The 25245-nt window shown below is 68.2% G+C and carries 23 protein-coding genes; 11 read left to right on the forward strand and 12 right to left on the reverse strand.

What is annotated here, in order from left to right; translation table 11 throughout:
- Complete coding sequence (locus HMJ39_RS13020) at window positions 1-477, reverse strand: YbjN domain-containing protein (protein WP_161384952.1); 477 nt, start codon at window positions 475-477, stop codon at window positions 1-3.
- A 154-nt stretch (window positions 478-631) separates the two neighbouring features.
- Between HMJ39_RS13020 and HMJ39_RS13025 the strand changes: the two genes are divergently transcribed.
- From HMJ39_RS13025 to HMJ39_RS13045, 5 genes are all read left to right on the forward strand, one after another.
- Window positions 632-1309, forward strand: coding sequence for a hypothetical protein (locus HMJ39_RS13025; protein ID WP_161384953.1), 678 nt, complete (start codon window positions 632-634; stop codon window positions 1307-1309).
- A 197-nt stretch (window positions 1310-1506) separates the two neighbouring features.
- Window positions 1507-2055: a PadR family transcriptional regulator gene (locus HMJ39_RS13030; protein ID WP_161384954.1), complete on the forward strand. Its 549-nt coding sequence runs from the start codon at window positions 1507-1509 to the stop codon at window positions 2053-2055.
- A gap of 121 nt (window positions 2056-2176) precedes the next feature.
- Complete coding sequence (locus HMJ39_RS13035; RefSeq protein WP_194297652.1) at window positions 2177-3217, forward strand: DUF2804 domain-containing protein; 1041 nt, start codon at window positions 2177-2179, stop codon at window positions 3215-3217.
- On the forward strand, window positions 3211-3729 hold the full coding sequence (locus tag HMJ39_RS13040; RefSeq protein ID WP_161384956.1) for a DUF4282 domain-containing protein: 519 nt from the start codon (window positions 3211-3213) through the stop codon (window positions 3727-3729). Before HMJ39_RS13035 ends, HMJ39_RS13040 begins: the two co-directional genes overlap by 7 nt.
- A gap of 52 nt (window positions 3730-3781) precedes the next feature.
- Complete coding sequence (locus tag HMJ39_RS13045) at window positions 3782-4642, forward strand: pirin family protein (protein WP_194297653.1); 861 nt, start codon at window positions 3782-3784, stop codon at window positions 4640-4642.
- Between the two features lie 13 nt (window positions 4643-4655).
- Here the strand turns inward: HMJ39_RS13045 and HMJ39_RS13050 are convergent, their stop codons facing one another.
- The 5 genes from HMJ39_RS13050 to pyrC are packed head-to-tail and all read right to left on the reverse strand — an operon-like array spanning window position 4656 to window position 9754.
- A complete protein-coding gene (locus HMJ39_RS13050; RefSeq protein ID WP_194297654.1) occupies window positions 4656-6812 on the reverse strand; it encodes an acetyl-CoA hydrolase/transferase family protein in 2157 nt (718 codons plus the stop codon).
- Window positions 6813-6851: 39 nt separating this feature from the next.
- On the reverse strand, window positions 6852-7181 hold the full coding sequence (locus tag HMJ39_RS13055) for a DMT family transporter (RefSeq protein ID WP_194297655.1): 330 nt from the start codon (window positions 7179-7181) through the stop codon (window positions 6852-6854).
- Complete coding sequence (locus HMJ39_RS13060) at window positions 7181-7693, reverse strand: ZrgA family zinc uptake protein (RefSeq protein ID WP_194297656.1); 513 nt, start codon at window positions 7691-7693, stop codon at window positions 7181-7183. Before HMJ39_RS13060 ends, HMJ39_RS13055 begins: the two co-directional genes overlap by 1 nt.
- On the reverse strand, window positions 7680-8714 hold the full coding sequence (locus HMJ39_RS13065) for a CobW family GTP-binding protein (RefSeq protein WP_194297657.1): 1035 nt from the start codon (window positions 8712-8714) through the stop codon (window positions 7680-7682). The genes HMJ39_RS13060 and HMJ39_RS13065 overlap by 14 nt, the downstream gene beginning before the upstream one ends.
- Window positions 8711-9754, reverse strand: a complete 1044-nt coding sequence (gene pyrC / locus HMJ39_RS13070; protein ID WP_194297658.1) for a dihydroorotase — start codon at window positions 9752-9754, stop codon at window positions 8711-8713. Before pyrC ends, HMJ39_RS13065 begins: the two co-directional genes overlap by 4 nt.
- Before the next feature lie 310 nt (window positions 9755-10064).
- Between pyrC and HMJ39_RS13075 the strand changes: the two genes are divergently transcribed.
- Window positions 10065-10643, forward strand: a complete 579-nt coding sequence (locus tag HMJ39_RS13075) for a hypothetical protein (RefSeq protein ID WP_194297659.1) — start codon at window positions 10065-10067, stop codon at window positions 10641-10643.
- Between the two features lie 13 nt (window positions 10644-10656).
- On the opposite strand, the gene HMJ39_RS13080 is transcribed toward HMJ39_RS13075, so the two are convergent.
- Window positions 10657-11835 carry an acetyl-CoA C-acetyltransferase gene (locus HMJ39_RS13080; RefSeq protein ID WP_194297660.1) on the reverse strand — a complete coding sequence of 393 codons (1179 nt, stop codon included), beginning with the start codon at window positions 11833-11835 and terminating at the stop codon, window positions 10657-10659.
- Window positions 11836-11954: 119 nt separating this feature from the next.
- Window positions 11955-13577, reverse strand: coding sequence for an acyl-CoA synthetase (locus HMJ39_RS13085; protein WP_194297661.1), 1623 nt, complete (start codon window positions 13575-13577; stop codon window positions 11955-11957).
- A 155-nt stretch (window positions 13578-13732) separates the two neighbouring features.
- Between HMJ39_RS13085 and HMJ39_RS13090 the strand changes: the two genes are divergently transcribed.
- Both HMJ39_RS13090 and HMJ39_RS13095 read left to right on the forward strand, forming a co-directional pair.
- Window positions 13733-15229, forward strand: coding sequence for a PAS domain-containing sensor histidine kinase (locus HMJ39_RS13090; RefSeq protein WP_194297662.1), 1497 nt, complete (start codon window positions 13733-13735; stop codon window positions 15227-15229).
- Window positions 15226-15888 carry a response regulator transcription factor gene (locus HMJ39_RS13095; protein ID WP_194297663.1) on the forward strand — a complete coding sequence of 221 codons (663 nt, stop codon included), beginning with the start codon at window positions 15226-15228 and terminating at the stop codon, window positions 15886-15888. The genes HMJ39_RS13090 and HMJ39_RS13095 overlap by 4 nt, the downstream gene beginning before the upstream one ends.
- 22 nt (window positions 15889-15910) lie before the next feature.
- Here HMJ39_RS13095 and cydX read toward each other — a convergent pair whose 3' ends face one another.
- Genes cydX through HMJ39_RS13110 form a run of 3 tightly spaced genes read right to left on the reverse strand, consistent with a single transcriptional unit; the run spans window position 15911 to window position 18781 of the window.
- Window positions 15911-16042 carry a cytochrome bd-I oxidase subunit CydX gene (cydX, locus tag HMJ39_RS13100; protein ID WP_194297664.1) on the reverse strand — a complete coding sequence of 44 codons (132 nt, stop codon included), beginning with the start codon at window positions 16040-16042 and terminating at the stop codon, window positions 15911-15913.
- A 12-nt stretch (window positions 16043-16054) separates the two neighbouring features.
- Window positions 16055-17185, reverse strand: a complete 1131-nt coding sequence (gene cydB, locus HMJ39_RS13105; protein ID WP_194297665.1) for a cytochrome d ubiquinol oxidase subunit II — start codon at window positions 17183-17185, stop codon at window positions 16055-16057.
- Window positions 17186-17197: 12 nt separating this feature from the next.
- Complete coding sequence (locus tag HMJ39_RS13110; RefSeq protein ID WP_194297666.1) at window positions 17198-18781, reverse strand: cytochrome ubiquinol oxidase subunit I; 1584 nt, start codon at window positions 18779-18781, stop codon at window positions 17198-17200.
- Between the two features lie 271 nt (window positions 18782-19052).
- On the opposite strand from HMJ39_RS13110, the gene cydD reads away from it, so the two are divergent.
- The 3 genes from cydD (at window position 19053) to HMJ39_RS13125 (ending at window position 23800) form a co-directional block, all read left to right on the forward strand.
- On the forward strand, window positions 19053-20750 hold the full coding sequence (gene cydD / locus HMJ39_RS13115; RefSeq protein WP_194297667.1) for a thiol reductant ABC exporter subunit CydD: 1698 nt from the start codon (window positions 19053-19055) through the stop codon (window positions 20748-20750).
- The gene (gene cydC, locus HMJ39_RS13120; protein ID WP_194297668.1) at window positions 20743-22413 is read left to right on the forward strand and encodes a thiol reductant ABC exporter subunit CydC; all 1671 of its coding nucleotides are present in this window, start codon (window positions 20743-20745) and stop codon (window positions 22411-22413) included. Before cydD ends, cydC begins: the two co-directional genes overlap by 8 nt.
- 328 nt (window positions 22414-22741) lie before the next feature.
- The gene (locus tag HMJ39_RS13125) at window positions 22742-23800 is read left to right on the forward strand and encodes a 3-deoxy-7-phosphoheptulonate synthase (protein WP_194297669.1); all 1059 of its coding nucleotides are present in this window, start codon (window positions 22742-22744) and stop codon (window positions 23798-23800) included.
- Between the two features lie 9 nt (window positions 23801-23809).
- Here the strand turns inward: HMJ39_RS13125 and HMJ39_RS13130 are convergent, their stop codons facing one another.
- Window positions 23810-25159, reverse strand: a complete 1350-nt coding sequence (locus tag HMJ39_RS13130; RefSeq protein ID WP_194297670.1) for a methyl-accepting chemotaxis protein — start codon at window positions 25157-25159, stop codon at window positions 23810-23812.
- Window positions 25160-25245 lie beyond the last annotated feature (86 nt).

Genomic DNA, 25245 nt, shown 5'->3' on the forward strand with positions numbered 1-25245 from the left:
TCAGTGCAGGGCGCCGGGCTCCGCGGGGCCGTCTTCGTCATCCGGATCCGGCCAGATCAGCCAGTCCGCCTGCTGGCAATCTTCCAGCAACTGCACGGTGGCGTCCAGCGTCGCCTGCACGAAGTAGATGAACTGGTCGAAGGTGACGCCTTGACGGCCAAACAACAGGTCGCAGGCGACCATGCGCGGCATGGCGTCGTCGTTGACGTCCAGGAACAGTTTCAGGGAGGGGTAATCCACGTTGAGCCGGGACAGATCCGCCTGGGCCACGAAGATCGCCGCGGGCCGCAGTTCCAGTTCGGTGGACAGCAGCACGCCGTCTTCTTCCACGAACAGGCGCGCGTCCACCACCCCTTCCCGGCCCTGCAGCTCGGACAGGTGCAGGCCATGGCACTGGTCGCAGATGTAGTATTGAATGTTGGCCTGTTCCAGCCAGCGCGTGACTTGTTCCGCGTCCGGCGTGACCACCGTCAGCATCGGCTCACTCCTTTATCCGGGGGCGCATGATCCGGCATTCCCGCGCTAAAGGAAAGGCCCGGATTGGAAAAAAGCGGCGCTTGCGCCCCCGGCCGCCACGGTGGTTATCATTGCCCGCGATACATGCTGTTTACCTTCCGGAGACTCCCCTTCCATGACAACAAAAACCTACGTGGCCTTCCGCAGCAGCGCCCGCCTGCACCAGCTCACCGACGGCTTTATCCAACGCATGCGCCACGGCGCCCGCGAACCGGAGCCCCGGGTGGTGGAAGACATCATGACCACCTTCATCGACGAAGCCCTGGACGCTTTCTTTCTGACCCCCGCCTCCTACTCCGGCCTGGGCACCACCCAGCAACGGCTGGTGCGGCTGGCCGCCGACACCATCTCCCGGGCCACCCGCCTGGTGATCGGCCGCAGTGCCCGCAAGATGGACCTGGCCCAGAACCGGGCCGCCGCCGACTACATGGACAGCATCCGCTTCCCCGGCCCGCAACACGCCTTCTGGTACGTGGCCTTCCCGATCGAGCCGGGCCTGGCGGAACGCGGCCGGCGCCTGGCGGAACGCACCGAGGAAGGTCACTTCGAAGGTGCCCGCGAGGACCTGGTCCATTACCTGCGCGGCGTCACCGACCAGGCCCTGCACTGGTACTTCAACAAACCCATCGATCTGCTCGGCTTCGGCCCGATTCTCCGCAGGGTGGCCTCGGTGGGCGTGGACACCACCCGCAAGGCCAGTTACGGGGTCATCAACAAGGTGATTCCCAATCTTAGTGACGAACAGTTGACCCAATCCGCGCTCTATTACCTGGACATGCAAGTGCGTCACTGACCACCGGAGGCGGTGCCTCACCGCCTTTTCGCTCACCCAAGAAAACACTCTGATAACAAATACTTACGCTCGTACCGGGAACGGAACGAACGTCACTAAGTTTTTACAAAAGTGCTTATACAACGGATTGCGCAGCGCTTCGGCGGCTCTCTACTATCAAATCAGCATCACGATAACGAACGAACGAGGAGCCAGCCGTGTCATTGCGCCATGCCATTCTTGTCCTACTGCAAGACCAGGAAGCGAGCGGCTATGACCTCGCCAGGGAATTCGCCAACAGCATCGGCCTGGTTTGGAACGCCACCCATCAACAGATCTATCTGGAGTTGGGCAAGCTCAACGAACAGCACATGGTCAGCTACCGCCATGTGCCCCAGGAAGGGAAACCGGATAAAAAGCTCTACCAGCTCACCGACGAAGGTCGGGCGGAGCTTATCCGCTGGCTAAAGAAGCCCGCCGGCCCGGCGCGCATCCGCGATGCCTTCATGGTGAAAGTGGCCGGCGGACAACTGGCGGATACCCAGAGCCTGCTCTCTGAGCTGGAACAGCTGGCCAAACAGCGACGGGAACGCCTGGCCACCTTCGAGGCCCTGGCCAAACGGCTCGATGACGAAGGCCTGGAAGACAACCTCTACAACTACCTGACCGTGCGCCGCGGCATCCTCGACCAACGGGCCTGGCTGCAATGGGCGGAAGAAGTGCGCCAGACCCTGGAACACGCCTCCGTCGGCAGCGCCACCTCTTGACCTCCCCGGCCCCGGCGGCATCCGCCGGGGCCCGCCTTGTCCGACAGAAGCCGACGTCCGCTTGCTCCTCCCCGAGGCGCTGGCTATGTTGGCCTTTGACTGTTCACCCGGGATCGGCCGCATGCACTTCGATGATCAACCCTCCCAGCTGGTCGCGCCGGACGGCCAGGTCCACCTCGGTCTGTTTCCGGATACCGTGGCCCGCGTTAACGGCCGCGATCACGATTACCGGCGCCCCATGGGTAGCCCGGCGTCGCGGCGGGCACGCCATTTCCATTACAAGCAGTTCCAGTATTTCGGGCTGGTCAGCGACGAGTTGCTGATCGGCTGCGCCCTGGCGGACACCGCCTATCTGGGGCTGGCGTTTTTCTATGTGTTCGAACCGGCCAGTGGCCGGCTGCGCGAGTACACCTGGCGCTCGCCGCTGGCGCGGGCGTTGTCCATGAGCGCCACGCCCCTGGAGGGCGAGAGCCGGTTCGAACAAAACGGCGTGGCGATCCGCCTGGGCTACGGGCAGACCGGGAACGGCGAGCGGCGCAAGACGTTGTCGGTGGCGTTGAAGGATCTGACCCTGGACGCGGCGTTGGTGGAGCCGCTGGATTACCGGCCCATGTCCCTGTGCACACGCACCGGGGTGAACGGCTGGACCTACGCCAACAAGGTGGCGGGGGTGGACGTGTCCGGCACCCTGCGCGACGAAGGCGGCGAGCGGGATCTGGGCGCCCTGCCCGGCGCCGGCGGCCACCATGATTTTTCCGCGGGCTATATGCGCCGGGAGACGTTCTGGAACTGGGCCTGCCTGTCCGGGCGGCTGGATGGCCACCGGGTGGGGCTGAATCTGTCCTGCGGGGTGAACGAGACCAGCGTTAACGAAAATTGTTTATGGCTGGATGGCGAACTGATCAAGGTGGAAGGCACCCGGTTCGATTACCAGCGCGACGATCTCCAGGCGCCGTGGCGGATACGCAGCCGCTGCGGCCGGGTGGATCTGACCTTCACGCCCTTGGGGCGTCATCGCGAGCGGCTCAATCTGGGGCTGTTCGCCAGTAACTTTCATCAACTGTTCGGGCGTTTCGACGGCGAGCTGCGCGCCGCCGACGGGGCGCCGCTGGCCGTGCGCGGCCTGCACGGTTTCGTCGAGGAGCAATACGCGAAATGGTAGACGAGCAAAAACAGCCGGACGAGCCGGAAACTCCGCCCGCCTCCGAGCCGGTCAACGAGCGCCTGCGGCGCGGTCTGTTCTGGGCCCTGGAGTACTGGCGCGAGCTGTTCAACTTCCGCTTCGACAAGTACATGATCATTCAGGTGATCCCGGGGGTGTACGGGGTGGCGCTCACCGCCATCGGCCTGGGGTTGCTGTATCTGTGTTTCGAGGCCTTCGTGGCGTCCACCTGGCGGGGGCTGTTCTTCCTGTTCATCGGCGGCCCGCTGCTGTTTCTGTTTTCCGCCACCTTGCTACGCGCGCTGCTGGAGTTCTACATGGTGGTGTTCAAGATTTCCGAACACGTGGATCAGCTGGTGGGGCTGCGCGACACCGTGGACCGGCTGTCCGGCATCGGCGATTCCGTGGACGAGATGGTGTCGGTGACCCGCCGCATTCCGTTCTGGCGGGTGCTGGCCGGTACCCGCCGGCGCGGGCGCGGCGCCGGAGAGGACGACTCGCACACATCCTGACGGCGCTCGGCGGGTGTATGCTGAAAAGCCTCTCCCCGCATGGAGCGTGATCATGGACGTGCTCAAACCCCATACCCGTGACATCGGTTTCCCGGTGCGGCGCCTGCTGCCGGCGGCCGGCCGCCAGCGCGTGGGGCCCTTTATTTTCTTCGATCACATGGGCCCCCATGTGTTTCCCGCCGAGGGCCGCGAGGGCGACGTGCGCCCGCACCCGCACATCGGCCTGGCCACGGTGACCTATCTGTTCTCCGGCTCGATGATGCACCGCGACAGCCTGGGCACGGAGCAGCGCATCGAGCCCGGCGCCGTCAACCTGATGACGGCGGGCCGGGGCATCGCCCATTCGGAGCGCATTCCGGAGGACACCCGGGCCGCCGGCGAGGCGGTGGAAGGCATCCAGACCTGGCTGGCGCTGCCGGTGGACCAGGAGGAGGACCCGCCCTGCTTCAGCCACCATCCCGCCAAGGCCTTGCCGGTGTACCGGGACCGGGGCGTCACCGCCCGGGTGCTGCTGGGCCGGGCGTTCGGGCTGGAGTCACCGGTGCCGGTGCCCTCCCCCGCTCTGTACGTGGACATCCAGCTGGAGGAAGGCGCTTCCCTGCCGTTGCCGGCCAGCGACCATGAGCGCGCTCTGTACGTGGCGGAGGGCACGCCCCGGGCCGGTGATTTGCCGCTGCGCGAGCATCACGTGGCGACCCTGGACAGCGACCGCAGCTGGCTGCTGGAAACCTTCGAGGGGCCGGCCCGGCTGATGCTGTTCGGCGGCGCGCCCCTGCCCCACCCCCGTCATATTTACTGGAATTTCGTGTCGTCCCGGGCGGAGCGCATCGAGCAGGCCAAGGAGGATTGGCGGGCGCGGCGGTTCGACGATATCCCCGGCGAGACGGAGTGGATTCCGTTGCCGGGGGAATGAGCGCCGATCGGCTTCAGCCGCGATTGGCGTCCAGCGCGGTCAGCAGCAACCGCTGGTAAAGGCGCTCCCGTATCCCGTCCGGTTCGTGCAGCCCCATGCGCTTGAGTTCGTCGGCGTGGGCGTCGGCGTCGTGGTCGTGCAGCAGGGCTTCCCGGGCCAGCTTCAGGTAATCCTTCTGGCTCACGGTTTCCTTCAGCCAGGTGAGCCCCTTGAGCAGCCGTTGCTCGGTGTCGTCGAAATCCGTGCCCAGGGGGAAATCCGGGAAGGCATCGGCGCCGGCTTCCGCCTTGAGGCGACGCAGGAAGTCCGGGTTGTTGTGCCGGAAGCGTTCCGGAATACGGTAGTCGTGGCGCAGCTTGCCGGCCTGCTGGGCCTGTTCCATGAGCTCCACCTGAAAGCGGCTGTCGGCCACGTTGAGCATGGCCATGACCACTTCCTCGTCGGTCTTGCCGCGCAGGTCGGCGATGCCGTACTCGGTGATCACGATGTCGCGCAGATGCCGGGGAATGGTGTTGTGGGCGTAGGAGAACAGCACGTTGGACGCCGCTTCACCGCCGCGCTCGCGCCAGGCCCGGGTCATCAGGATGGAGCGCGCGCCGGGCAGTTCATGGGCCTGGCTGACGAAGTTGTACTGGCCGCCCACGCCGCTAAGCACACGACCGTCGTCGAGCTGGTCGGAGACCGCCGCGCCCAGCAGGGTGACGGTGAAGGCGGTGTTGACGAAGCGTGCGTCACGGCGCTGCAGGACGCGCAGTTCCTCGCCGCCGTAGAGATCGTTGATCTGGTTCACCCGGGTCATGTTGATCTTGCCGCGCAGCTCCGCGTCCAGCTCACGCAGACGCTGGTAGAACGCCGCCGGCCCCAGGAAGAAACCGCCGTGCATGATGATGCCGCCGTTGAGGCTGTCACCGCGCCAGGTCTCCAGGGCTTCGCGGGTGTCCGGGTGGTCCAGGTCGTTGGGCACGCTGTCGTCGTTGGGCAGCCGCAGGCGGTTGCCTTCCACGGTGATGCCGCGCCGCAGCACGCCGAAGTCGGTGAGCCGCTTGAGGTGTTCCGGCGGCAGCGGCGAGCGAATGCCGCGCCGGCGCCGCAGGCCGTCGATCAGCTCCAAACCGGGCACGCAGTTGGCGTGCTTGAGACATTCCGCCTGCAGCGCTTTCCAGTCGTACACCGGGCGGCGGATGATGCCGTCGTCGATCAGCCGCAGCAGACCGTGGGTCATCATCTCGCTGCAACCGTAGAGCCCCAGCTCGAAGGGCCGGTCGCCGCCTTCCCGGCCGATCAGTTCCCGGTGCGCCTCGGGCAGTTCCAGGGCGTCCAGCAGGCGGCGGTAATCCTGATTGTACTGCTCGCGGCGGCGGGTGTGGTGCACCAGGGCGTCGCCCAGGGCGCCGATGCCGATCTGCAGGGTGCCGCCATCGCGCACCAGGGCGCTGGCGTGCAGGCCCACGAAATGATCCTGCAGGCTGACCGGCATGTTGGGGGTACTGAACAGCCGGGTCTGGGCCTTGGGGTCGTCGATGACGATGTCCATTTCGTCGTACCAGCGGCCCAGCTCGGCGTCGTTGCCCATGAACGGCAGGTCGTGGTGCACCTGGCCCACGGCGACGATGGTCTCGCCGGCGTCGCGGCGGGCCTTGAGCATGGGCAACAGTTCCAGGGTCACTTCCGGGTTGCAGGCGAAGCTGTAGCGGCGCGCGTCGCCCTCGCCTTCCACCGCCAGCATCTGCGCCACCACGTTGACGCCGCGGGCGTTGATGTCGCGGGCGGCGTGGGTGTAGTTGACGCTGATGTAGCGGCGCTGGGCGCTTTCACTGCGCAGCAGGCTGCCCGGCTGGAAGAAGAATTCGAACACGCGCACGTTGTCCGGCAGCTGGTCCTTGCGCAGGGCGTGCAGGTAATCCAGTTCCTCGTAGTCGCCGAACACCCGGTCCGCGAACGGCTCCAGAAAGCGCCGCTCCAGGTCGCTGCCGGCGGCGGGCCGGCCCAGGGACAGGGCGGTGTAGATGTCCAGGCGGATCGACGCGTCGTCCTGGGCGCGCCGATAGAGAGCGTTGACCAGACGGTTGGGCTTGCCCAGCCCTAACGGCAGCCCCAGGCGAATGTCGCCACCGGTGAGTTCGATTACGCGGTCGGCGGCCTTGAAGGCATCGTCCAGTTGCTCGGGCACGTCGGGCTCCTTGTTGTATTGGCAATACGTTCCTGGGCGTCAGTGTCCTCCGGTACGGGAGACGGCACTGACCAGAATCACGCCGATCACGATCAACAGCATACCCAACACCGCCGGGGCGTCGGGTATTTGTTTGAAAAATAAGGCCCCCACCAGGGCGATCAGTACGATGCCGGTGCCGGCCCATACCGCGTAGGCGATTCCCATGGGCACGGTACGCAAAGTCAGCGACAAAAAATAGAACGCCAGGCAGTAACCGGCTACGGTAACCGCCGAGGGCCAGAACCGGGTGAAGCCTTGGGAGGCATTAAGGGCGGAGGTGGCCACCACCTCGCTGAGAATGGCCACCGCCAGATACCAGTAGCCCATCAGTCCTCCACGACGGGAATGCGGGTGTCCGGGGCTTTCAGGGTCCAGGCCCGTTCGCCGGCCGGCGTCACCAGGAGGATGTCCAGGGGCACGCCGTTGATGAACTCCAGCAAGGGCACGTCCAGGGCCAGGAGCGCGTCCGGCTGTTGGCAACGCCAGGCGTAGCGGCCGGTGAACACCGCCGGCGGCGCCGAGACCGGCGGTGACAGGGTGGAATCCGCGTTTTGCCGGGTCACCGAACAGAGCGCCTCGGGCACCGGCTCCAGCACATTGCGGGCTTCGCTGAGGCGGCCCAGGGCGTCGCGCACCGCCAGCCTTTCCTCATCGGTGCGCGGCGCCTGCTCGAAGCCCACCACCTGGGCGGCGGGGAGGGACAGCCGCGCCACCAGGGCATGGCCCTTGAGGGCGACCTCCAGGCTGCCGGCGGCGCGCCCGGCGTCACCCTGCTCCGCCGCGCCGACGGCGCCGGCCAGCATCAACAGCCCGGCCAACAACAGCTCACGCATGCTCATTACCCTCCGTAGCGATCTCCAGCCGGCGCTGCCAGTCCCGCAGAAGACGTCGCGGCGCCGCCGGGTCGTCGCCAGCGGTGATCACCACCAGCCGGCTGTCCTCGTCGCCGCCGGGCCAGGCCGGCAGCGGCGTCATCTCCAGAGGTTGCGCGCCCACCGCCTGGATCAGCAAGGGGCCGTCCAGTTTTTCGATCGCCACCAGCCCCTTGAGGCGGACCAGATCGTCGCCGGCATCGTCGCGCAGCGCGGCGACGGCGGCTTGCAGCCGCTCATAGACGACCCGCCCGCGCCAGCGCAGCCCGGCGGGCTGCAGGGCATGTCCGCGCACCGGCGCGGCGGTGCTCGCCAGCGGCGACATCGACGTGGACACGGAAGCCATCCCGGACAGCGGCGCCAGCACCCCGGTGATCCGGCAGCGGCGGGGAAAATCCCGGTCCAGCAAGTCGGCGCCGGCGTCGGCGGCATCGATGACCTCCGCGTCCGGATTGAGCCGGGCCAGGGCGTCCGCCAGGGCCCGGCGGGCACCGGCGTCGACCCGGTCGGTCTTGGTCAGCAGCAATTGATCGGCGGCGGTGACCTGCTCCAACGCTTCCGGATAACGGGCCAACGCCGCCTCGCCGGCCACCGTGTCCACGGTGGTGAGAATGGAGCGCAGAGTGAACCGTTTGCGCAGCCAGGGGTCCTGCTCCAGCACCGATACCACGCCGAACGGATCGGCGGCGCCGGTGGTCTCCAGCAGCACCGTGGAAAATGGCGGCAGGTCACCGGCGGCCCGGGCCATGTAAAGATTGCGCAGCGTGGTGCGCAGGGTGCCCTGCACGGCGCAGCACACACAGCCGCCGGCCAGCAGGCTGACCGGGGCGCCCACCTTGCGGGCCAGATCCTGGTCGATGCCGATGTCGCCCAGCTCGTTGATGATGACGGCCAGGTCGCCGCGCTCGCCCAGCCAGCGGTTGAGCAGCGTGGTCTTGCCACTGCCCAGGAAGCCGGTCAGGACCACCAGGGGGGTGGGCGCGGTCATGGCGCCTCCCGCACCGCCCAGGGCAACGCCTGGCCGGCCATGAACGGCACCATGGCCTCGCCGGCGGCGGTGACCGTGTCCGGCACCGCCCAGTCGCGGCGCTCCAGGGTCACGGTGTCGGTGTTGCGCGGCAACCGGTAGAAATCGGCGCCGAAATGACTGGCGAAGCCTTCCAGCTTGCCCAGGGCGCCATGGCGGTCCAGGAAACTGGCGTACAGCGGCAGCGCCGCCCGCGCCGAATAACAGCCCGCGCAACCGCAGGCGGCTTCCTTCTTGTCACGGGCATGGGGGGCGGAATCGGTGCCCAGGAAAAAGCGCGGGTGGCCGTCCAGCACGGCACGCTGAATGCGCTCCTGATGGGTGCGGCGCTTAAGCACCGGCAGACAGTAGTTGTGCGGCCGCACGCCGCCCACCAGAAGATCATTGCGGTTCATCAGCAGATGCTGCGGCGTGACGGTGGCGGCGGTGAGCTCGCCGGACTCGCGCACGAAGTCCACCGCTTCGCCGGTGGTGACGTGCTCGAACACGATGCGCAGCTTGGGAAAGCGCTCGCGGATGTCGCCCAGGTAGCGGTCGATGAACACCCGCTCCCGGTCGAAGATGTCGATTTCCGGTTCGGTGACCTCGCCGTGCACCAGCAGCGGCACGTCGTGCTTTTCCATGGCCTCGTAGAGATGGCCGATGCGGCCCGGGTCGCTGACGCCGCTGTCGGAATTGGTGGTGGCGCCGGCGGGGTACAGCTTGAAGGCGTGCACGAAATCGCTTTGCGCGGCGCGGGCCACTTCTTCCACCGGGGTGGCGTCGGTCAGATAAAGCACCATCAGCGGGTCGAAACCGCTGCCCTCGGGAACGCGCGCCTGGATCCGTTCCCGGTAGGCGGCGGCCAGGGCCACGGTGGTCACCGGCGGCGTCAGGTTGGGCATGACAATGGCGCGACGGAAGACCCGGGCGGTGGCCGGCACGGTTTCCGCGAGCATTTCGCCGTCGCGGAAGTGCAGGTGCCAGTCGTCGGGTCGGGTGATCGTCAGGGTGTCGGTCATGTCTGCTGTCCTGTCGGCCGGTGAAAGACGCTCATGATACGCAAAATTGTCGGCTCTCCACAGTTGGCGTGCGACCAAGCGCACCCTTTGGCGCACTGCTTTTGAAGTCCATGACCCGCCCGCCTAGGCTTACCGCGCTTTTACCGAGGGCGTTGTTGTCCAGGCTTTTTTACCGGTGCTGATCACGGCGTCCGCCGCGATCAAACCGTGAGCCGGCGATGAGTAAGACTCAGAAATTCCTATGATAATCTGAACCAGTCGATGGTATTACACGGCCCGGCATGTTTGAGGCCGTGAGCAAGGGGGAGACATGGCGCGCACCGGGGAACAGGCTTCCACGCCGGGACACCTGGTCTGGCAACTGGATCATTTCGAGAACCACCGGCGCGCGATCCGCTTCGTGCGGCAGTTCCAGGACACCCTGTGCGTGTTCAGCGCCCCGGTGGGTCAGCTCTACACCAATTACGAGATCGCGGTGCCCGAGGGCCAGGACCGGTCACTGATCATCCTGCCCAATCCTTACGCCTACCACGACACCTTCAACGGCCTGCCGGAGGACAGCGCGCGCGCCACCGGCATCACCATCATTCCCGGCGAGCTGGCCGGTGGCAGCGGGCTGCACATGCTGATCCCGCTGCGCGGCAAGACCGGCCGCACGGTGCGCCGGGTGCCCCTGGCGACCGGGCTGAGGGCCCTGATCCGCCAGGAAAACACCGCCCGGCCGTTTCTGCCGGTGATCACCAAGGGCGACCTGCGCGCCTTCGACAAGGACAACCCCAGCCTGCACCTGCACCGGCTGGTGCCGGACCGTCTGAGCAACAGCTCGGCCATGGAGATCAACGGCATCCGCCGAGCGATCCGCGATCGCCTAGCGGTTTACCTGGACTAGTTGGCGCGGGCACCTAGCGCTCCACCGCCAGGGCCACGCCCTGACCGCCGCCGATGCACAGGGTGGCGAGGCCTTTTTTCACGTCCCGGCGCCGCATTTCGTGCAGCAGGGTCACCAGCACCCGGCAGCCGGAGGCGCCGATGGGATGGCCCAGGGCGATGGCGCCGCCGTTCACGTTGACCTTGGCCGGGTCCCACTCCAGGTCCTTGCCCACCGCCAGGGACTGGGCGGCGAAGGCTTCGTTGGCTTCGATCAGGTCCACCTGATCCAGGCTCCAGCCGGCGCGCTCCAGGCAGCGGCGGGTGGCGGACACCGGACCGATGCCCATGATCGCCGGGTCCACGCCGGCGCTGGCCTGGCCGGCCAGGCGCGCCAGGATCGGCAGGCCCAGTTGCTTGGCGCGGGCTTCGCTCATCAGCATCACCGCGGCGGCGCCATCGTTGAGCGCGGAGGCGTTGCCGGCGGTCACCGTGCCGTCCTTCTTGAAGGCCGGGCGCAGGCCGCCCAGGGAGTCGGCGGTGGTGTCGGCGCGGGGTTGTTCGTCGGTGTCGACGATTTTCGGCTCGCCCTTGCGCTGGGGCACCTCCACCGGGGTGATCTCATCCTTGAAGCGGCCGGACTCGATGGCCTCGGCGGCCTTGCGGTGGGAGGCGGCGGCGAACTCGTCCTGCTGCTCCCGGGTAAGACCATACTTCTCCGCCAGGTTCTCGGCGGTGATGCCCATGTGGTAGTCGTTGAAGGCGTCCCACAGACCGTCCTGGATCATCGAGTCCACCAGGCTGGCGTGGCCCATGCGCAGGCCGGTGCGCGCCTTGGGCAGCACATAGGGCGCCAGGCTCATGCTCTCCTGGCCGCCGGCGATCACCACCTCGGCTTCGCCGCAACGGATCGCCTGGCTGCCCAGGTGCACCGCCTTGAGGCCGGAACCGCACACCTTGTTGATGGTCAGGGCCGGCACTTCCTGGGGCAGGCCGGACTGGATGCTGGTCTGGCGGGCGGTGTTCTGGCCGGCGCCGGCGGTGAGCACCTGGCCCAGGATCACCTCGCTCACGGCACCGGGCTCCACGCCGGTGTCCGCCAGCAGCCGGCGCACCACGGTCTCGCCCAGCTTGGTGGCGGGCAGGTCCGCCAGCCCGCCCTGAAAGCGGCCGATGGCGGTACGGGTAGCGGCGACAATGACCACGTCTTGCATGGGATTCTCCCTCGTTCAAACGACAACAGGATTCAGCGAAAGGCGGCCATTTTAGGCGCTAACCGGCCGGCAAGCGACCACCCCGGCGCGGATAGGTCCACGCCGGGCGGTGGCCGGCGTTACAGGGCGCGGGCCCGATCTCGCAGCACGTACTTCTGGATCTTGCCGGTGGAGGTTTTCGGCAGCTCGCCGAACACCACGGTCTTGGGCACCTTGAAGCCGGCCAGGTGCTCCCGGCAGAAGCCGATCACGTCCTGCTCGGACAAACCATCGCGGCCGGCTTTGAGCGAGATGAAAGCGCAGGGCGTTTCGCCCCATTTGTCGTCCGGGCGAGCCACCACGGCCGCCTCCATCACGTCGCCGTGGCGATAGAGCACGTTCTCCACCTCGATGGTGGAAATGTTCTCGCCACCGGAGATGATGATGTCCTTAAGCCGGTCCTTGATGTCCACGTAGCCGTCCGGGTGCCAGACCGCCAGGTCGCCGGTATGAAACCAGCCCCCCTGGAAGGATTCCCGGGTGGCCTTCTCATTCTTCAGGTAGCCCTTCATCACCGTATTGCCGCGCATGAAGATCTCACCGATGGTTTCGCCGTCCCGGGGCACCGGTTCCAGGGTCTCCGGATCGGCCACCATCACCCCTTCCAGGGTCGGGTAACGCACCCCCTGGCGGGATTTGATGGCGGCGCGCTCCTCCAGGGGCAACTCGTCCCAGTGCCCGTGCCAGGCGCACACGGTCACCGGCCCGTACACCTCGGTGAGGCCGTACACATGGGTGACGCGAATGCCCATTTCCTCCACCGCGCCGATCACCTTGGCCGGCGGCGCGGCGCCGGCGGTCATGGCGTTGACCGGATGATCGATGGCCGCCTTGGCCTCGTCGGGCATGTTGATCAGGGCGTTGAGCACCACCGGCGCGCCGCACAGATGGCTCACCTGGTGCTGGCGAATCAGGGTCAGGATGCGTTGCGGGTCCACCCGGCGCAGGCACACGTGCACGCCGGCCTGGGCGGTGATCGTCCAGGGGTAGCACCAGCCGTTGCAGTGGAACATGGGCAGGGTCCACAGATACACCGGATGCAGGCCCATGGACCAGGTGGCCTGGTTGCCCAGGGAATTCAGGTAGGCACCGCGATGGTGGTAGACCACGCCCTTGGGATCGCCGGTGGTGCCGGAGGTGTAATTGAGGGAGATGGCGTTCCACTCGTCGTCCGGCCAGTGCCAGTCGAACGCCGGGTCGCCCTCGGCGAGGAAGGCTTCATAGTCCAGGTCGCTGACCGGCTCGCCCTCGCCGTACTCCGGGTCGTCCACGTCGATCACCAGCGGCGGCGTGTCCAGCCGCGCCAGGGCGTCACCGATCACGGCGTGGAATTCCCGGTCCACGATCAGCGCCCGGGCCTCGCCATGCTCCAGCATGTAGGCGATGGCGTCGGCGTCCAGGCGCACGTTCAGGGTGTTGAGCACGGCGCCGATCATGGGCACGCCGAAGTGGGCCTCCAGCATGGCCGGGATGTTGGGCAGCATGACGGCCACGGTGTCGCCCTTGCCGAGGCCACGGCCGGCCAGGGCCGAGGCCAGACTCCGACAACGCCGGTAGGTCTCCCGCCAGGTGCGGCGGATGTCGCCGTGAATCACCGCCGGGTAGTCCGGGTACACCGAGGCGGTGCGCTCGATGAAGCTGAGGGGGGTCAGGGGAACGTGGTTGACCTCGGTGGGCGCCAGGCCCTGCTCATAGATGGACATAACGATGGTCCCGTGGTTGTTCGCGGTATTATTCGGGTAGAGTCCCGGTATTGGCCCAGGACTCCGGGGCACATTTATAGACCAAACAGAATAAATATGGAAATTAAACCAGAGTCTTATAGTAATTATACTAGCACCTGCTCCGAGGGACACCGATGACCCGGGATGCCGCCCTCCCGCTCCTGGAACATGACCCGCAACCGGCGGCCCTGCTGGATGCCGAGGGCCGCCCCCTGGACGGCAACCGGGCCCTGAGCGCGCTGCTGGAGGCGCACCGGGCGGACACCGCCGCCTGCCTGCCCGCCAACCACGCCGCCCTGGCCGGCGCCTGCCTGGCCCAGGGCCGGGCCATCGTCGAGGTGGAGGCGCGCCTGGGCGACCGCATCCTGCTGTGGACCTTTATCCCGGTGCCCGACCGGGCCCGGGTGCTGGCCCGGGGCCGGGACGCCACCGATCAGCTGCGCAACGAAAAGGCCGCCCACCGGGCCCGCCGCCTGTACCGGCTGATCACCGAAAACACCACCGACCTGATCTCCCGGCACACCCCCAGCGGCGTTTTTCTGGACGCCTCCCCGGCGTCCTGGGGCCTGCTCGGTTACTGGCCGGAGGAATTGCGCGGCCGCGCCGCCCTGGACCTGTTCCACGACCAGGACCGGGACCGGCTGCGCCAGGAGGCCGCCGCCGCCCTGGAAGACAAGGGCTACCACACCATGACCTACCGCATCCGCCATCGGCGTGGTCATTACCTGTGGTTCGAAACCGCCAGCCACGCCATCCGCGAAACCTACACCGGCGCCGTGGTGGAAGTGGTCAGCGTGACCCGGGACATCACCGCGCGGGTCCAGGCGGAGGAAAACCGCCGCCGTCTGGCCGAGGTGGTGGAGGCCCAGCAGCGCCGCCACCAGGACGAGCTGGCGCGCAGCAGCCGGCTGATCGCCATGGGCGAGCTGGCCTCCGGCATCGCCCATGAAATCAACCAGCCGCTGGCGGCGATCCGCAACTACGCCGCCGCCAGCCAGCGGCATCTGAGCACCTACCAGGCGGCGCGGGACCAGGACCCCGGCCAGGACCCCGACCTGGACAAGGTGGCCCGGGGCCTGGACCGGGTGGGCGAGCACGCCCACCACGCCTCGGAGGTGATACGCCGGCTGCGCGCCTTCCTGCGCAAGGGCCAGCGACGCCTGGAACCCCTCGACGTCAACGCCGTGGCCCGCCAGGCCATCCGCCTGTGCGCCTGGGAAGCGGAGGGCCACCGTATTACCATCGACGAGCGTTTCGCGGTGGACCCGCCATCGCTGCAGGCGGACCGCATCCTGCTCGAACAGGTGCTGGTGAACCTGCTGCGCAACGCCCTGGACGCCAACCGGGAACGCCACGGCGATCGCGGCTCGGCGGTCACCGTGGAAACCGCCCTGGAGGACGACGGCCTGGCGATCCGCGTCCTCGACCAGGGCCCCGGCGCCGACCCGGACACCCTGGAGCGCCTGTTCACGCCCTTCTACACCAGCAAACCCGACGGCCTGGGCCTGGGGCTGCCGATGAGCCGCTCGGTGATTGAAAGCCTGGGCGGCGAACTGAACGCCCGCCCCCAGGAACAGGGGTTGGAAATGTACTGCCGGCTGCTGCTGGCCCGCCGCGAGGAGAACCGATGAGCGCCGCCGAACAACTCGTCTATGTGGTGGACGACGACGCCGGGATGCTGGAATCCACCGTCTGGCTGCTGGAGTCGGTGGGCCTGACGGCGCGCCCGTTCACCAATGGCGCCGACTTCCTGGCGGCCTGCGCCCCGGAGGATCACGCCTGCGTGCTGCTGGACGTGCGCATGCCCACCATGGGCGGCCTCCAGGTTCAGCAGGCCATGAAGGAGCGGGGCCTGGAACACCCGATCATCTTCGTCAGCGGCCACGCCGACGTGCCCATCGTGGTGCGCGCCTTCAAGGCCGGCGCCGTGGATTTCATCGAAAAGCCCTACAACGAGCAGTTGCTGCTGGACAGCGTGCAACAGGCCCTGGACCGGGAGCGCCGGGCCCAGGGCCACGGCGCCGACCGGCGGGCGGTGGACGAGCGGCTGGCCCGGCTCACCCCCCGGGAGCGGGACGTGCTGCTGCCCCTGGTCAAGGGCTACACCAACCGGGAGATCGCCGCCCAGTTGAACGTCAGCGTGAAAACCGTGGATCTGTACCGCTCAAGGGTGATGAAACGCATGGGCGCCGGGCGCCTGCCGGATCTGGTGGGGATGGCGATCGCCGCCGGGCTGGTGCGCCCGCTGCGGCTGCGGGAAGGGGATCAGGCGCCGGAAGCCGGCGCCTGATCGAAGGCGGATCGGGCCGGGGTCAGTTCCCCTGCCCGTCCCGTTTGGCCTTCTCGGCCTGCTCGGTCACTTCATGCAGCTCGAACCACATGGCGTTGAGAATGGCGAAGGTGCAGGCCAGACCGACACCCAGAATCCAGGCGAAATACCACATTGTCGGTTCTCCTCAGTACATGTCCTTGTTGACGTCGCTTTCACGGACCTTGCCCCACAGCACCTTGTACACCCAGGCGGTGTAGAGCAGCACGATGGGCAGCAGAATCACCGTGGCGATCAGCATGATGCCCAGGGTGTAGTGGCTGGAGGATGCGTCCCAGACCATCAGGCTGTGGCCCGGATCGGAGCTGCTGGGCAGGATCACCGGGAACATGGACACACCCACCGTGGTGATGATGGCGGCCACCGACAGCTTGGAGCCCAGGAAGCTGAGCGCGCCGATGCGCGCGTACAGCCCCAGCATGGCCAGGGCGGCGCCGGCGAAGCCCACCAGCGGCACCAGCCAGAGCAGCGGCTGGGCGCTGTAGTTGGCCAGCCAGGCACCGGCCTCGGTGGTCATTTCCTTGCGCAGCGGGTTGCTGGGGCCCACCGGGTCCAGGCCGCCCACAACCTGGTAGCCGTCCATGTTGCTGACCCAGAAACCGCCGATGGCGAACAGCACGATCACCACGGCGGCGGCGATCAGACCGAAACGCCGGGCCCGCTCCGCCGGTTCGCCATCGGCCTTGATCTGCAGCCAGGTGGCGCCGTGCAGAATCAGCATGGCCAGGGACACCAGCCCGCACAGCAGCGCGAACGGGTTCAGCAACCCGAAGAAGGAACCGGTGTAGAACGGCCTCAGGTCGCTGTCGAAGTGGAACGGCACGCCCTGCAGCACATTGCCCACGGCGACGCCGAAGATCAGCGCCGGTACCACGCCGCTGAAACACAGCGCCGCGTCCCAGCGGCCGCGCCAGGCGGCGTCGTCCCGCTTGGAGCGGAACTTGAACGCCACCGGGCGGATGATCAGAGCCACCAGGATCAGGAACATGGCCAGGTAAAAGCCGGAGAAGCTCACCGCGTAGAGCGCCGGCCAGGCGGCGAAGATGGCGCCACCACCGAGGATGAACCATACCTGGTTGCCTTCCCACACCGGCCCCACGGTGTTGATCACCTGACGGCGCTGGCCGTCGTTGCGGGCCACCGCCGGCAGCAGCGCGGCAACGCCCATGTCGAACCCGTCGGTCACCGCGAAGGCCACCAGCAGCACGCCGAGCAGGGCCCACCAGATCAACCGCAAAACGTCATAGTCGAACAGCATGGCGTTGTCTCCTTATTCCTGCGGCCGGGTGAAGGCCGGTGAAAAGCGCTCGTCGAGCCGGGCGGGGTCGTCCGCGCTCTCCTCTTCCTCGGGGCCCTTGCGGATGTACTTGAGCATCAGCTTGACCTCGATGATCGCCAGGGTGGTGTAGATCACCAGGAAGCCGGCCACCGTGATCAGCAGGTCGGTCACGGTCAGGCTGCTGACTCCCAGGAAGGTGGGCAGCACCCCTTCGATCACCCAGGGCTGCCGGCCGTACTCCGCCACCAGCCAGCCCAGCTCCGCGGCCACCCAGGGCAGCGGCAGGGTCAGGAAGGCCACGCGCAGGAACCAGCGCGGCACCTGCCGGCGCAGGGACACCAGATAGAAGGCCAGACCGAACAGGGCGATCATGTAGAAACCGATCACCACCATGAAGCGGAACGACCAGAACAGGGCGAACACATTGGGCAGCGCGTCCCGGGTCGCCATGGCGATCTGCTGGTCGCTGGCGTCACGGGGGTCTTCCACGTATTTCTTGAGCATCAGCGCATAGCCCATGTATTCCTGGTTCTCCAGGAAGGTCTGGCGGGCCTGGGCGTTGTTCTCGTCCACCTTGAGGGTTTCCAGGGCGTCGTAGGCCAGCAGGCCGTCGCGGATGTGCAGCTCGGAGAGCGAGATGAGCTCACGAATGCCGGGGATTTCCTGGTCGATGCTGCGGGTGGCGATCAGCCCCATGACCCAGGGAATCTTCACCTCGTAGTGGGTTTCCTGGGCTTCCCGGTCGGGAATGCCGAACAGGGCGAACGGCGCCGGTGCCTCCTCGGTCTCCCACATGCCCTCGATCATCGCCAGCTTCATTTTCTGGTTGTCGGTGATGGTGTAGCCGGATTCGTCACCCAGCACCACCACGGACAGGGCCGCCGCCAACCCAAAGGACGCGGCCACCGTGAAGGAGCGTTTGGCCAGGGCCTCGTGGCGCCCGCGCAGCAGGTACCAAGCGCTGATCGAGAGCACGAACACGGCGCCGGTGACATAGCCGGCGGCCACGGTGTGCACGAACTTGGCCTGGGCCACCGGGTTGAAGATCACCGCGGCGAAGTCCACCACTTCCATGCGCATGGTGTCCGGGTTGAACTCCGAACCCACCGGGTTCTGCATCCAGCCGTTGGCCACCAGAATCCACAGCGCGGAAAGGTTGGAGCCCAGCGCCACCAGCCAGGTCACCGCCAGGTGCTTCACCTTGCTGAGCTTGTCCCAGCCGAAGAAGAACAGCCCCACCAGGGTGGCTTCCAGGAAGAACGCCATCAGGCCCTCGATGGCCAGGGGCGCGCCGAAGATGTCGCCCACGTAATGGCTGTAGTAGGCCCAGTTGGTGCCGAACTGGAATTCCATGACGATGCCGGTGGCCACGCCCATGGCGAAGTTGATGCCGAACAGCAGCCCCCAGAACTTGGTCATGTCCCGCCAGATGGTGCGCCCGGTCATCACGTAGACGCTCTCCATGATCGCGATCATGAAGGACAAACCCAGTGTCAAAGGAACGAAGAGGAAGTGGTACATGGCCGTCATCGCGAACTGAAGCCGCGACAATTCGACCAGTGTGGCGTCGATCATTGGTGTTCTCCCCTGACTACAAACCGGCGGGCCGCCCCGCCTATTCGCGAAAGGACCTCCATGGCCTTCCAGTTCGAGGTACTGCGCGCGTGATGGTACACGCGGCGAAATGCCGGTGCCTTGAGCGAGATCAGAATCACACGGGTGAAAGCCCGCCGGATCACGTCTACCATTGACCGCCTCCGATCCGTGCCCCTGGCACCATCGTCAGAATAGCATCGCATCCGAGCCCCTTCACGTTACGTTGAGCAAAGTGGAACCAACTAGCACCATGTCCATTGATCCACATCAAGCCGACCCGGCCGGGTGGCTCGCGGACCAGCGCCGCCACGCCCCGCGCATGCTCAAGCGGCTGCTGCTGACCGCCCTGGCCGACGCGCCCCTGGCACTATTGCAAGCGGCCCTGCTGGCCTGGCTGGCCGCCAACCTGCTGGCCGGCCAGGGCCGGCTGTGGACCCCGGCGGCCCTGTTGCTGCTGACCCTGGCGGTGCGCGCCCTGGCCGGCGCCGCCCGCGCCCGCTTCAGCGCCGGCGCCGCCGCCGACATCAGCCTGGCGATCCGTGAGCGGGTGGCCGGGGCGCTACTGCGCGGCGCCGGCGGCGCCATGACCCCGGGCGAGGCCAGCACCGCCCTGCTGGAACAGGCCGAGGCGGTGGGTCGCTACCACGCCGGCTTCGCCGTTCAGCGGCGGGTGGCCAGCCTGGCCACGCTGCTGTTCCTGGTGGCCGCGTTCGCCGTGGACTGGGTGGTGGGGCTGATCTTCCTGTGCACCGCGCCGCTGATTCCGCTGTTCATGATGCTGGTGGGCACCGGCGCCCAGCGTGCCGCCGACCGGCAACTGGAAAGCCTGCGCTTCCTGGGCGGCTACTTCCTGGACCGCCTGCGCGGCGTGCTGACGCTGCGCGCCTTCGCCCGCGAGGAAGCGGAACGGCAGGCGGTGGACATCGCCAACGGCGAGTACCGGCGCCGCACCATGAAGGTGCTGCGCATCGCCTTCCTCACCTCGGCGGTGCTGGAGCTGTTCGCCGCCCTCTCGGTGGCGCTGGTGGCGCTCTACGTGGGCCTGCATCTGCTCAACCTGGTGGCCTTCGGCCCCGGCCCGGCGCTGGATTTCGGCACCGGCCTGTGGCTGTTGCTGCTGGCGCCGGAGTTCTACCAACCGCTGCGCCAGCTGGCCGCCGGCTACCACGACCGGGCCGCCGCCCAGGCCGCCGCCGACACCCTGGCGCCGCTGCTGGCCGACCACACTGACACCGACGCGACCCCATCCGCCGGGCCGATCGCGGCGGAAGCGGAACGCCACCCGGCCGCTCCTACCGCCCCATCCAAGGCAGCGTTGGCGCTGGAAGGGCTGAGTTTCCGCTACGCGGACGGCGAGGGCGAGCCGCTGTTCGAGAGCCTGGATGCCCAGGTGGCCGCCGGTGAATGCCTGGTGCTGCGCGGCGACAGCGGCACCGGCAAGAGCACCCTGCTCAAGGTGATCGCCGGCCTGCTGCCGGCGGACGGCGGACAGGTGCTCCACGACGGCCGGCCGGCACCCCGGCTGAATCAGGCCACCGGCCGGCTGGCCTGGGCCGGCCAGCACCCCTGGTTCCTGCACGGCACGGTGGCGGAGAATCTGCGCCTGGTGGCCCCGGAGGCTGACGACGCCGCCCTGGAGCACGTGCTGGCCGACTGCGGCCTGGCGGACCTGCCCGCCGGCCTGGCCACGCCCCTGGACGAAAACGGCGGCGGCCTGTCCGGCGGCCAGGGCCGGCGGCTGGCGCTGGCCCGGGCCCTGCTCAGCCCGGCGCCGCTGTTGCTGCTGGACGAACCCACCGCGGAGCTGGACGAGGACCTGGAGGCGCGCATCGTCGCCGCCCTGGCCGCCCGCAAGGGCGAACGCACCCTGGTGATCGCCACCCACTCCCCGGCCCTGGCGGCGCTGGCCGACCGGAGTGTGTGGCTGGGAGGAGAGGCCCATGAGTGATCACGATATATCCCCGCGCCACTGGCTGCGCCAGCAGTTCAAGGGCGAGGGCCGGCGCCTGCGTAACGCCTGGCTACTGGCGCTGACCACCGCCCTGGCGGCCATGGCGCTGCTCGGCCTGTCCGGCTGGTTCATCAGCGCCGCCGCCCTGGCCGGCCTGGCCGCCGGCGGCATCGGCGCCATATCCTTCAACCTGCTGGCGCCCAGCGCCGGCATCCGCGCCCTGGCGGTGGGCCGCACCGTGTCGCGCTATTTCGAGCGGCTGGTGAGCCACGACGCCACCTTCCATGTGATGCAGCGCCTGCGCACCCGGCTGTTCGGCGCCATCCTGCCGCGCGTGCCCGGCCCCCTTTCACACCTGAGCACCGGCCACCTGCTGGAGCGGTTGCTGGGCGATGTGGAGCGCCTGGAAAACGCCTGGCTGGGCCAGGGACAACCGACCCTGGTGGCCGCCGCCACCGCTCTGGTGCTGCTGGTGGCCGGCTATGCCCTGGCCGGCCCGTTGGCGGCTCTGGCGCTGCTCATCGGGTTTGTTCTGATGACCGCCCTGCTGGTCCGCCTGGCGCGGGTCTCCGACGCGCCGCTGCGGCAACGGGCCGAGGAGCGCGAACGGCTGCGCGGCGATCTGGTGCAGGCGTTGAACGGCCTGCCGGACGTGCTCGCCTACGGCCTGCGCCCCACCCTGCTGAAACAGTGGCGTGAGCGCCTGGCCGGCCTGGCGGACCTGGAACACCGGCTGGCCTGGCGCCAGGCGCTGGCCCAGACCCTGATCCAGAGTCTGATGCAATGGCTGGCGGTGGGCATGCTGCTCCTGCTGATCGGGCCGGTCCAGGACGGCGCCGTGGACGCGCCCATGGCCCTGGCGCTGATGCTGCTGGTGCTGGCCGCCGCCGAGGTCACCCTGCCGCTGGCACCGGCCTGGCAGGGCTGGTCGGACACCCGTTCCACGGTGTCGCGGCTGGCCGGCCTCACCGAAGCGCCGTTGCCCCGGGCCGCCGCCGAAGGCGACCGGACGCCGGCGCCGGACGGCCTGCTTGCCACCCGGGGGCTGACCTTCGCCTGGCCCGGCCAGGCGCCGCTGTTCGAGCACCTGGACCTGGACGTCCGCGCCGGCACGCCGCTGGCCATCGTCGGCCCCAGCGGCGCCGGCAAGAGCACCCTGCTGCACTGCCTGATGGGCCTGCAGCGCCCCACCGGCGGCGAGATCCGCTTCGGCGGCGTGGCCCAGTCGCAGGCCGATGGCGACGCCTGGCGCCGCTGCTTCAGCCTGCTGCTGCAGCGCCAGCAACTGTTCACCGGCACCCTGCGCGACAACCTGCGCCTGGCCCGGCCGGACGCCGACGACGACACCCTGTGGCGGGCCCTGGAGCAGGCCCGGCTGGCGGACCTGGTGCACCGGCGCGGCGGCCTGGACCTGTGGATCGGCACCGAGGGCCTGCACCTGTCCGGCGGCCAGGGCCGGCGCCTCTCCCTGGCCCGGGTGCTGCTGCGCGACAGCCCGGTGGTGCTGCTCGACGAGCCGTTCACCGGCCTGGAGCCGGCCACCGCCGACGCCCTGTTCGAAACCCTGCAAAGCGAACTGGCGGACCGGGTGCTGATCATGGTCACCCACGACCGCCGCCAGGCGGAGCGCCTGCCGGAGAAGCTGACCCTGACCCCGTGATGCCCCGTATCGGCCCCTGAAGCCGCTCCTACGGGGTGGGGTCATCGGTATTGTCTTGCCTCTCTCGCTGGGGTACTCTGCCAGCATCCTTTTGGAGAAAGACATGATCGACGCACGCCATAACAGAGCTTTCACCACTGCCGGCTTACCGGTGGCGGTGGCGTGTGCCGGTAACTTCTTCGGGTATTGGTTTAGCCGCTCGCGCGCCTGACCGTACCCGGCCAGGCGCGCCCGTTGGGGCCGCCTGCCGAAGACCCAGAAAACCCCCGGTTGGCGACCCACCGGGGGTTTTTTGTTTTCAGAGGTTTTCAGAGGAAGGAAGGATCACATGAACGCCAGTCTTGCCGCCGTCCGCGATGACACGGACGTCTCATCCGCCCCACGACGGGCCCACCCCCTGCCGGGCCCCGCCGCCCTGCGCGAGGCCCTGCCGCTGACCCCGGCGCTGGCCGACCAGGTCCGCGCCCATCGCGACCAGGTGCGCGCCATCCTGCGCGGCGACGACCCGCGCCTGCTGGTGATCACCGGGCCCTGCTCCCTGCACGACCGGGACGCCGCCCTGGAGTACGGCCGCCGCCTGAAGGCGCTCAATGACCGGCTCGGCGACCGCCTGCTGCTGGTGATGCGCGCCTACGTGGAAAAACCGCGCACCACCGTGGGCTGGAAAGGCCTGCTCTACGATCCCCATCTGGACGGCCGCGGCGACCTGGCCGAGGGGCTGCGCCGCTCCCGGGCGCTGCTGCTGGATCTGGTGGCCCTGGGCCTGCCGGTGGCCACCGAGCTGCTCAGCCCGCTGGCGGCGGATTACCTGGCGGACACCCTGAGCTGGGCGGCCATCGGCGCGCGCACCACGGAATCCCAGATTCACCGGGAGATGGTCAGCGGCCTGGATCTGCCGGTGGGCTTCAAGAACGGCACCGACGGCGAGCTGGGCGCCGCCCGGGACGCCATGGGCGCCGCCGCCCATCCCCATGCCCATCTGGGCATCGACGATCACGGCCACCCGGCGCTGATCCAGACCGCCGGCAACCCGGACACCCATCTGGTGCTGCGTGGCGGCCGGCGCGGCCCCAACTACGACGCCGCCAGCGTGGCGGCGGCCCGGGACGCCTTGGAAAGCGCCGGCCTCAACCCGCGTCTGGTGGTGGACTGCAGCCACGCCAACAGCGGCAAGGACCCGGCCCGCCAGCCGGCGGTACTGGACGAAGTGCTCGCCCAGCGCCGCGCCGGCGACCGCACCGTGGCCGGGGTAATGCTGGAAAGCCACCTGCACGGCGGCAACCAGGCCCTGGGCCCGGACCTGGATTACGGTGTCTCGATCACCGATGCCTGCCTGGGCTGGGACGACACCGAAGCCGCTCTCACAGGCCTGGCCGAAGGCCTCTAGAGCAACCGGCTAGGCAGGCACCGGGGCCGGCGCCCCTTCCTCCGCCGGCTCCGCCTCCTCGCCCTCGGCGGTAAGATTGAACACCGCCATCTCCCGGCGCAGGGTGCGCGCCTGGGCTTCCAGCCGGTCGGCGGCCTTGGCGGCGTCCGCCACCAGCGCCACGTTGTCCTGGGTGACCCGATCCATTTCCACCACCGCGCGACCCACCTGCTCGATGCCCTGGGTCTGCTCCCCGGAGGCGACCCGGATCGCCGCCATGATCTCGGTGACCCGGTCCACGGAGGCGAGCATCTCCGACATGGTTTCGCCGGCCTGGTTGACCCGCTCGGCGCCCTGCCCCACCCGCTGCACCGTGTCCTCGATGAGGGTGCGGATTTCCTTGGCCAGCCCGGCGGTATTCTGGGCCAGCTGCCGCACCTCGGAAGCGACCACCGCGAAGCCGCGGCCGTGGTCGCCGGCGCGGGCCGCTTCCACCGAGGCGTTGATCGCCAGAATGTTGGTCTGGAAGGCGATGCCCTCGATGCGGCCGGTGATCTCCTGGATCCGTTCCGAACCGTCGCGGATGCCGCTCATGGTGGCGGCCACCTCGCGCACCGCCTCGCCGCCGCGATGGGCCACCCGGCTGGCGCCCTGGGTGAGATCGTCCGCCTGGCGGGCATGCTCGTCATTGTTCTGCACGGTGGCGGTGAGCTCTTCCATGCTCGCCGAGGTCTGTTCCAGGGACGCGGCCAGTTGCTCGAACCGGGCGGACAGATCAGTGTTGCCGGCGGCGATTTCCCGGGAGCCGGCATGGATGGTGTCGCTGCTGGTGCGTACCTGGCCGACGATGGCGGCCAGATTGTCGCGCATCCGGCCCAGACCGTTGTAGAGCTGGCCGATTTCATTGTTGCCCCGGCGCTCCACCGGCTCGGACAGATCCCCGGCGGCCATGCGTTCGCAATGGGCGGCCACCCGCCGCAACGGCTGGAGCACATTGACCGTGATGCCCCACAGCACCACCGCCACCAGGCCCAGGGACGCCAGCAGCACCGTGGCCAGCACCGCGTCCAGACGGCCCGCCATGGCATGGAATTCATCCACCCGGGTGCGCACCTGGTCGCCGGAATCCGCCAGCAGGGTGTCGGCTTGCGCCGCCGCCGCGTCCGCGTTCAGGCCACGCTCCTGGCGCAACAGCTCGATGTAGGCGCCGCGCAGGGTTTCGGTGCGTTCGGCGTGCAATTGGTCGAGCGCCTCGAAGGCCTCCCCGTTGTGGTGGTTGGCGTACCCACTCACCCCGCCGATCAGCAGCACCATCAGGGTGAAGGCCGCCAGCACCAGGCTCCAGCTGCTTTTCACGGTCAGGTCGTCGAGCCACTTCATGTTTGTCTCCCACCAGCTTGGTAATGATCCGCAGCCTACTTCCGAATCACGACGATTTCCCGACAGATCGCCGTTTTCTTAATGCA

The organism is Alloalcanivorax profundimaris (assembly GCF_015265435.1).
GTDB classification, from domain to species: domain Bacteria; phylum Pseudomonadota; class Gammaproteobacteria; order Pseudomonadales; family Alcanivoracaceae; genus Alloalcanivorax; species Alloalcanivorax profundimaris.

Coding starts and splice junctions, on each gene's coding strand:
- HMJ39_RS13090 (WP_194297662.1), top strand. CDS start 13,733: ATGACCCGGGATGCCGCCCTCCCGCTCCTGGAACATGACCCGCAACCG.
- HMJ39_RS13045 (WP_194297653.1), top strand. CDS start 3,782: ATGGACGTGCTCAAACCCCATACCCGTGACATCGGTTTCCCGGTGCGG.
- cydC (WP_194297668.1), top strand. CDS start 20,743: ATGAGTGATCACGATATATCCCCGCGCCACTGGCTGCGCCAGCAGTTC.
- HMJ39_RS13040 (WP_161384956.1), top strand. CDS start 3,211: ATGGTAGACGAGCAAAAACAGCCGGACGAGCCGGAAACTCCGCCCGCC.
- HMJ39_RS13125 (WP_194297669.1), top strand. CDS start 22,742: ATGAACGCCAGTCTTGCCGCCGTCCGCGATGACACGGACGTCTCATCC.
- cydX (WP_194297664.1), bottom strand. CDS start 16,042: ATGTGGTATTTCGCCTGGATTCTGGGTGTCGGTCTGGCCTGCACCTTC.
- HMJ39_RS13095 (WP_194297663.1), top strand. CDS start 15,226: ATGAGCGCCGCCGAACAACTCGTCTATGTGGTGGACGACGACGCCGGG.
- HMJ39_RS13020 (WP_161384952.1), bottom strand. CDS start 477: ATGCTGACGGTGGTCACGCCGGACGCGGAACAAGTCACGCGCTGGCTG.
- HMJ39_RS13080 (WP_194297660.1), bottom strand. CDS start 11,835: ATGCAAGACGTGGTCATTGTCGCCGCTACCCGTACCGCCATCGGCCGC.
- HMJ39_RS13075 (WP_194297659.1), top strand. CDS start 10,065: ATGGCGCGCACCGGGGAACAGGCTTCCACGCCGGGACACCTGGTCTGG.
- HMJ39_RS13085 (WP_194297661.1), bottom strand. CDS start 13,577: ATGTCCATCTATGAGCAGGGCCTGGCGCCCACCGAGGTCAACCACGTT.
- HMJ39_RS13110 (WP_194297666.1), bottom strand. CDS start 18,781: ATGATCGACGCCACACTGGTCGAATTGTCGCGGCTTCAGTTCGCGATG.
- HMJ39_RS13055 (WP_194297655.1), bottom strand. CDS start 7,181: ATGGGCTACTGGTATCTGGCGGTGGCCATTCTCAGCGAGGTGGTGGCC.
- pyrC (WP_194297658.1), bottom strand. CDS start 9,754: ATGACCGACACCCTGACGATCACCCGACCCGACGACTGGCACCTGCAC.
- HMJ39_RS13060 (WP_194297656.1), bottom strand. CDS start 7,693: ATGAGCATGCGTGAGCTGTTGTTGGCCGGGCTGTTGATGCTGGCCGGC.
- cydD (WP_194297667.1), top strand. CDS start 19,053: ATGTCCATTGATCCACATCAAGCCGACCCGGCCGGGTGGCTCGCGGAC.
- HMJ39_RS13025 (WP_161384953.1), top strand. CDS start 632: ATGACAACAAAAACCTACGTGGCCTTCCGCAGCAGCGCCCGCCTGCAC.
- HMJ39_RS13065 (WP_194297657.1), bottom strand. CDS start 8,714: ATGACCGCGCCCACCCCCCTGGTGGTCCTGACCGGCTTCCTGGGCAGT.
- cydB (WP_194297665.1), bottom strand. CDS start 17,185: ATGCTGTTCGACTATGACGTTTTGCGGTTGATCTGGTGGGCCCTGCTC.
- HMJ39_RS13130 (WP_194297670.1), bottom strand. CDS start 25,159: ATGAAGTGGCTCGACGACCTGACCGTGAAAAGCAGCTGGAGCCTGGTG.
- HMJ39_RS13035 (WP_194297652.1), top strand. CDS start 2,177: ATGCACTTCGATGATCAACCCTCCCAGCTGGTCGCGCCGGACGGCCAG.